Source organism: Vibrio sp. Y58_MX_L22, assembly GCF_024181865.1.
GTDB lineage: Bacteria > Pseudomonadota > Gammaproteobacteria > Enterobacterales > Vibrionaceae > Vibrio > Vibrio alginolyticus.
On record NZ_JAMZAN010000006.1, the window covers coordinates 349283 to 355501 of the forward strand.

At 43.4% G+C, this 6219-nt stretch carries 5 protein-coding genes; 2 read left to right on the forward strand and 3 right to left on the reverse strand.

All coding sequences use genetic code 11. From position 1 onward, the window contains the following. Positions 1 to 526: 526 nt before the first annotated feature. Entirely contained in the window at positions 527 to 2278 is a 1752-nt protein-coding gene (locus NL626_RS16310; RefSeq protein ID WP_213972929.1) for a lysophospholipid acyltransferase family protein, read from the reverse strand. A 233-nt stretch (positions 2279 to 2511) separates the two neighbouring features. Here NL626_RS16310 and NL626_RS16315 point away from each other — a divergent pair, with 233 nt between their 5' ends. Then, positions 2512 to 3231 carry an SIMPL domain-containing protein gene (locus tag NL626_RS16315; RefSeq protein ID WP_005379714.1) on the forward strand — a complete coding sequence of 240 codons (720 nt, stop codon included), beginning with the start codon at positions 2512 to 2514 and terminating at the stop codon, positions 3229 to 3231. Positions 3232 to 3274: 43 nt separating this feature from the next. Here the strand turns inward: NL626_RS16315 and NL626_RS16320 are convergent, their stop codons facing one another. After that, positions 3275 to 4324, reverse strand: a complete 1050-nt coding sequence (locus tag NL626_RS16320) for a DUF4382 domain-containing protein (RefSeq protein ID WP_137281694.1) — start codon at positions 4322 to 4324, stop codon at positions 3275 to 3277. A gap of 229 nt (positions 4325 to 4553) precedes the next feature. Here NL626_RS16320 and NL626_RS16325 point away from each other — a divergent pair, with 229 nt between their 5' ends. Beyond that, on the forward strand, positions 4554 to 4829 hold the full coding sequence (locus tag NL626_RS16325) for a hypothetical protein (RefSeq protein ID WP_005383040.1): 276 nt from the start codon (positions 4554 to 4556) through the stop codon (positions 4827 to 4829). Positions 4830 to 4924: 95 nt separating this feature from the next. Here NL626_RS16325 and NL626_RS16330 read toward each other — a convergent pair whose 3' ends face one another. Further along, complete coding sequence (locus NL626_RS16330; protein ID WP_017633488.1) at positions 4925 to 5728, reverse strand: MetQ/NlpA family ABC transporter substrate-binding protein; 804 nt, start codon at positions 5726 to 5728, stop codon at positions 4925 to 4927. Positions 5729 to 6219: the final 491 nt, after the last annotated feature.

Genomic DNA, 6219 nt, shown 5'->3' on the forward strand with positions numbered 1-6219 from the left:
AATCAATTTACCACACATTTTCCAATTGGAACTGACAACGGGTTTTTTGTGATCTACGCCCGCATTTCTTAGGCTGAGAAACGGTTTTTAAGTGACCAAGTTCAACTTATTAACTTGTAACTTAATAACAAAAAGCCACTTTCAAATCTGTCAATAAAAATCTTAGTGATCAATCCGATCTTCTGACAAATTTAAAATTAAAATACCTTGTGACTTTGATCACTTTTAATTTTTTTTGAAATTCGAATTAAATACTTGTGATGATCAATATCACGTTTTGTGTTGAGTTGTGGTGAATTTAAAGTGTGACTTGGATCTGTTTTTGTTTTTTGTGAAAGTTTGTGACGGAATTGGCGAGATAAATGCTATCTAGATCTTTCGATAGATTGTATCTATAAGAGTCTTTTCGGCGCACTTCACGGAGCACGCCTAATTAGTTAATGAAAGGGTAAATAAAGAGAGTCGCCACACGGTTCTTCTTGTGATTCCCAACTCTCTATTTAATCACTGTTCTTAATCATCGTTGCTATTTAGTATGATAGACGAGGTAGTCATGAGCTTGCTCGCGTCCCATATACCTTGCCAACGTCTTTTCTTGAACATCGCGCAAATCCACCATAATCAATCCATCTAGAGCGTTATTGAATGCAGGGTCGACGTTGAAGCATACCAGCTTGCCATTGAGGCTTAAGTACTGACGCAGCAAAACGGGCACTCCTTTCCCTTCATCGATTCTGGCAATGACACGTGACAATAGCTGTAAATCACCCAGAGCAGTGAGCATGCTGGTGTTCCAGTCACGGTGGTGCTCAGGAAGTGGGTTAGAAGGTGTGACATACTCTGCGCAGTTGTTATCGTAGTGGTGAAGCGTCATTGATTGAGCCAGCAGTTGGCGTGCAGTATCACTATAGTCGTTGCTAATGCTTACCGGACCAAATAGGTGAGTGTAATCTGGGTTTTGATGAACGAACGTTGCGATGCCTTTCCACAGCAGCAGTAGCGCGCTCATGCTCTTTTGATATTGCTGTGCAATCACAGAGCGCCCCATCTCAATGGATTTACCCATTTGGTCGATAAAGCGTTGGTCATAGTTAAACAACGTTCGTGAATACAGACCTGCTACGCCGCGCTTTTGAATCAGTTGATCAACCAGACCTAAACGATACGCGCCCACCAAGCATTGGTTCTCTCTGTCCCACACAAACAGATGCAGGTAATCATGATCGAAATGGTCAATGTCTATTGCTAGTCCCGTCCCTTCGCCAACTTGTCGAAAATTGAGCTCACGTAGGCGACCAATTTCATGCAGTAGGGAAGGGATATTCTGCGACTCCGTGCAGTAAACATCGAACTCACCACTTGTTAGCAGCTTGGACTCTTTTGGTAAGTTGTTCAGTTCTTCAAGCAATTCGCCTACGGGTAACCCTGCCGCTATTGGTGAGAGCCGTTCTGATGAGGAAGAGGGCTTCACCGATTGGATTTCACGATTGAGTAAGTAAGTGTTGAGCCGCAAATAGTTCACCACTTGATCATCGCTAAGTGTGTTCAGCTCTTTAAATTTTATCGCTTGGCCAAAGGATAAGTTGATGGTTTGCGCCTGTTTGTTCAGCAGTTCTCGCCCAAGCAGTAGGGTGCGCAAAAGTGGATGGATTTTCCCTGCCATATAGAAGCGTTTCGAGTTCTGACCACTGATGAATACTGGAACTGTCGTTGCTTTGTTTTTGCGGATTAGGCTACTTACGCTTCGACTCCACGCTTTATCTTCCAAGCGTTGCTGTTTGGCATCGACTAACTGGGAAACCTCACCGGCAGGAAAGACAAGCAATAAGCCGCCACTTGCTAGGTGTTTATTAGCCGCTCTGAGGGCCTTCATATTCGATTTGACGGCGTCTTTGCCTTCAAACACATCGACACCAATGAAGAGCTGATCTAACTCCGGCACGGTTTTCAGGTATTGATTGGCTAGAATTTGGATATCGTCTCGTACCATCAACAAGAGTTCGGCCAAGATGACGCCTTCCACACAACCAAGCGGATGGTTCGCCACAATGACGGTAGCACCTTGTTTAGGTACTGAGTCGAGTGAACCATGAGCAATGCGATAATCGATACCTAAGATATCCAGCGTGAAGCGGAGAAAAGTTTTGGTATCGGCATTAACGGGGCGTTGGGCGTAGAACTTATCAAGTTGGTTTAAACCGGTTGCCCATTCAGCAACGTTTTCACCAATGCCAAACGGCGTTTTACGAGGGAGACGAAAAGGGGTTGAACTATCCATATTTACCTCAGCGTACAAGTTGCTGATTGGATAGTAGAAATTACAGATGACAGTTAAGAGGCAAAAGCATGAGCCTTTGGTGACAAACCAATGAAGCTTTATTGACTAAAGAAAACGGTATATCACTGTGCTATGAATCAAAACTCGCGTTATGTCTCCCTCTTAAAACAATAGATAGGCTATCTTATCTAGAACAAAGATTAAGCTAAGTTGATATTTATCAGGGGGAAATAATGGAACGAGTTTCCAATAAAGCAGCACTTTGGATTGGGCTAAGTTTGATACTTGGTCTTGGCATCCTTGGCTATTTTATGCAGCAGACGGCGGTGAAATACCGAGCCTATGAAAGAGTCGTTACAGTAAAAGGTTTGTCGGAGCGTGAGTATCCTGCTGATACGGTGATTTGGCCGATTCAATTTACTCTAGCGAGTAATGATATGGGGGCCATGTTTGATGAAATTGACCAGCAAACCCGTTTGATTTTGGACTTTCTAAGTGCCAAAGGGCTTCCTGAAACCAGCGTTTCCCTCTCTTCCCCAGCGGTCATTGACAGAAAAGCACAGCAATATGGGAGCGAGCAAGACATTGAGTATCGTTATTTGGCCTCGCGAACCGTTACGGTTTACAGCCAGAGTGTTGATGTTGTTCGAGCGGCAATCAATGAAATAGGTGAGCTAGGAAAACAAGGCGTTTTGCTTAACCAAGATCCTTATGCAAATCGTGTTGAGTACAGCTTTACTAAGCTGAATGATGTGAAGCCAGACATGATCGAAGAAGCGACTAAGAATGCGCGTGAAGTGGCTGAGAAATTTGCGAAAGACTCACAGAGTTCACTGGGTAAGATCAAACGTGCAACTCAAGGGCAGTTCTCGATTTATGACCGAGACAGCAACACGCCTTACATTAAGAAAGTACGAGTGGTATCGACGGTTCAATATTACCTTTCTGACTAAGTAAAAAGCCGCTCAGTACGAGCGGCTTTTTTAATGTGGTGACTTAAAGAATTGGATTAATGTCCTGAGTTGTCAGCTCTGCCTCGACAACATCAACTGGCGTGTAGTGCTGGTAAATCAAGAAACCGTCTTCTGAAGTTTCATGAGCGTCTGGCGTATCAATATACGCAGTACATGTGTAGCCAATGCTGTAAGTACCCGGGCCGATGTAACCAAACTCGTAGCTGTAGGTTGTATTACCTTCTTCGTCTTGCGATTCATTCACGTTAGCTACCGCAACTGGCGCGTTGAGTGGATCTGTCGCACCCATATCGCCCATGGTTGAGCGATCCATTGAACCTGTATACAGATAAACAGAGTGAACGGCAGGAACGTCATTTATTGCATTTGATGCGGCACTGTCTGCTTCACATGCTTGATACTGAATTTCACTGACTTCACCACTAATATGACCTGATTCTGATGCGTTTACTAAGCTTACCGCATTAGAGTTCATGTTCATGTAATCTTTGCCTGTTGGATCCGCCAGACCTTTGCGTAAGTCAAACTCGACAACATAGTTATTATGACCAGTATGAACTTTTACATACTGACCTTTTTGCGAAAACTTTAAGCGACCTTGATCGCTCGTATCTGGTTTAAAACCAAAACAGCTGCCTCGGCTAGGTACAACTAAGCCTTTGATGTTGCCGTCTGTCTTCTCTACGTATGACAGTGTTGTATCGTTTAATTGTTTGCCGTCTTTAGCGTACACACACATAGCATAATCACCAGGAGCGATGTCCTGTTCGTGAATGATCGTTTTAGCGTTGCTTCCCTGATATTCCATTAGATCAACTTGGTGTAGTGCTCCATTGTCACTAGCATCTAACAGAATGTGTTCTCCAGTTTGCTCGCCAGTTTCAGGGTCAAATGGTACAAGGACAACATCTTGAAACGCTAAAACGACTTTGTTGGCATCGTCGACAGGAGCATCGGAAACGCTGAGAGAAAAAGTGGCTGCTTCTGTATCGGATGAAGAGTCGTCGCTACCGCAGCCCGTCAATAAAAGACCACCTGAGATAGCAAGTAAAGGATAGGTATATTTTTTCATTATGACCTCTTGTTTACACTGCTGATAAATGTAAAAGGCTAGTCTCAAAGTCGAGAAATGATGTCATTGTATTGTGATAGAGAGGTCAATCTTCAATGGTGCTATATACAAGTCCTTTTTTATAAAACTAAGTTCTTAACTGTGATGAGGGGAGTTTGATGATAGTCAAGCTGGCTTCTTTCTTATGAGCGTAAGTTAGTATGACTTATTGCTAGAAGGAATTAGTATCATGGCATACAAGCACTTTATTAGAGAACTACTGGGTTTAGCGATTGTTGTCTCTGTCGTCTTTGGCGTATTAGGCGTGATGTTAGAGCTCTTCGCACTGACGGCACTTTGGGAGCATCAGCAAACGATAGCCGATGTTTTCTTCCATGAATCTCTCTACTTCATCGTATTTTTAATCCCACCATACTTCCTCTGGAAGTTGATTAACCGTCCTGAATTGGTTTCTGCTGACCAAGCTTATTTGGCAATGAAGTTAGAGGCTGAAAGTCGACAATGAGTCGATTTAGTGAGTAATGAAAAGAAGAGGCTATGAGAAAACATTAGCCTCTTTTCTATCTGATTCGTGGGGCAAAGTATTCGCTGCTTTATTGATTAAAAAGCTGCTTCGATTGTGCCTTTGAACGTACGATCGAGGTAATCACGAATTGCTTGAGATTGGTAAATAGAAACGAACTTTTTATACGCTTCATTATTTTTGTCTGCGTCACGAGTGGCGATGACCATGACTGCTAATGGGGCGTCTTTTGCTTCAAGATAGATACTTTGTTTCTTCGGATCTAAACCAGAAGACATTACGTAGTTCATTGTAATCGCAGCCGCGTCCACATCATCTAATGTTCTTGGTAGCTGAGCGGCATCTACCTCGACAAATTCAAATGATTTTGCGTTTTTTGTGATATCAGTTAGGGCGGCTTTATGGCCAACACCCTGTTTCAGCTCAATTAAACCTGCATCGGCGAGTAGCAACAGACCACGACCACCGTTGGTAGGGTCATTTGGAAGCGCTATACGTGCATTGTTTGGAAGCTCTTGCAGTGAGCGATACTTATTGGAATAAAGCCCCATACGCATAAGAATGGACTGACCAATTGATACTAATTGGGCGTTATGGCTACTGTTGAAGTTGTCTAAAAATGGCTGGTGCTGATAGCTATTAATATCGATGCTACCATCGCTAAGAGCGGCATTAGGTGTCACGTAGTCAGAAAACTCAATGACTTCGACATTCAAACCTTGCTTCGCTGCCTCCTTCGCTACCGCCTCGACTACTTGTGCATGTGGCCCAACTGTCGCGCCCACTTTAATGACAGAGTCATCTTTTTCTCCACAAGCGCTTAAGCCGACTACTGCCGTGAGAATCAAAGCTAGTTTCTTTAAGTGACCAATACTTTTCATTGTAGCTCCATTTTTTGTTTTAGACGTCCATACGTTTGTATGTCCATCCTATCAGAAGTTGTCTGAGGGTCAATGGTTTAAATCACGAGCGGACATTTTGTTTCATTGCTACATATAGAAAGCCAGATAATAGTTAAAGAAAAGGGGAAGAGGAAAAGCTATTACGAGGTTAATGACGAGTTACCGCAACCGAAATTGTACCCAAAGATATAAGATACAAAAAAAGCGTAGTAGGTATTAACCTGCTACGCCTTTCGGAATATGGTGGCCCCTCGCAGACTTGAACTGCGGACCAATCGATTATGAGCGAAGGTCTGACGCAATCTTCCCGCACAATCAACATAGAAATCCTGCCCCGAATCACGCCTAAATCCACCAGCAAAATCACATCACCTGATTACCCGCATGATTTTACTGACGTCGCCAACGGGAAATCTGCCGAACCTATATCACCGCCGCCACCGTCGAGAAAATGTAGAAAACTGTGTTGG

Excerpts from the sequence above, each read along its gene's own strand:
- NL626_RS16310 (WP_213972929.1), bottom strand. The coding sequence starts at position 2,278 with ATGGATAGTTCAACCCCTTTTCGTCTCCCTCGTAAAACGCCGTTTGGC.
- NL626_RS16315 (WP_005379714.1), top strand. The coding sequence starts at position 2,512 with ATGGAACGAGTTTCCAATAAAGCAGCACTTTGGATTGGGCTAAGTTTG.
- NL626_RS16320 (WP_137281694.1), bottom strand. The coding sequence starts at position 4,324 with ATGAAAAAATATACCTATCCTTTACTTGCTATCTCAGGTGGTCTTTTA.
- NL626_RS16325 (WP_005383040.1), top strand. The coding sequence starts at position 4,554 with ATGGCATACAAGCACTTTATTAGAGAACTACTGGGTTTAGCGATTGTT.
- NL626_RS16330 (WP_017633488.1), bottom strand. The coding sequence starts at position 5,728 with ATGAAAAGTATTGGTCACTTAAAGAAACTAGCTTTGATTCTCACGGCA.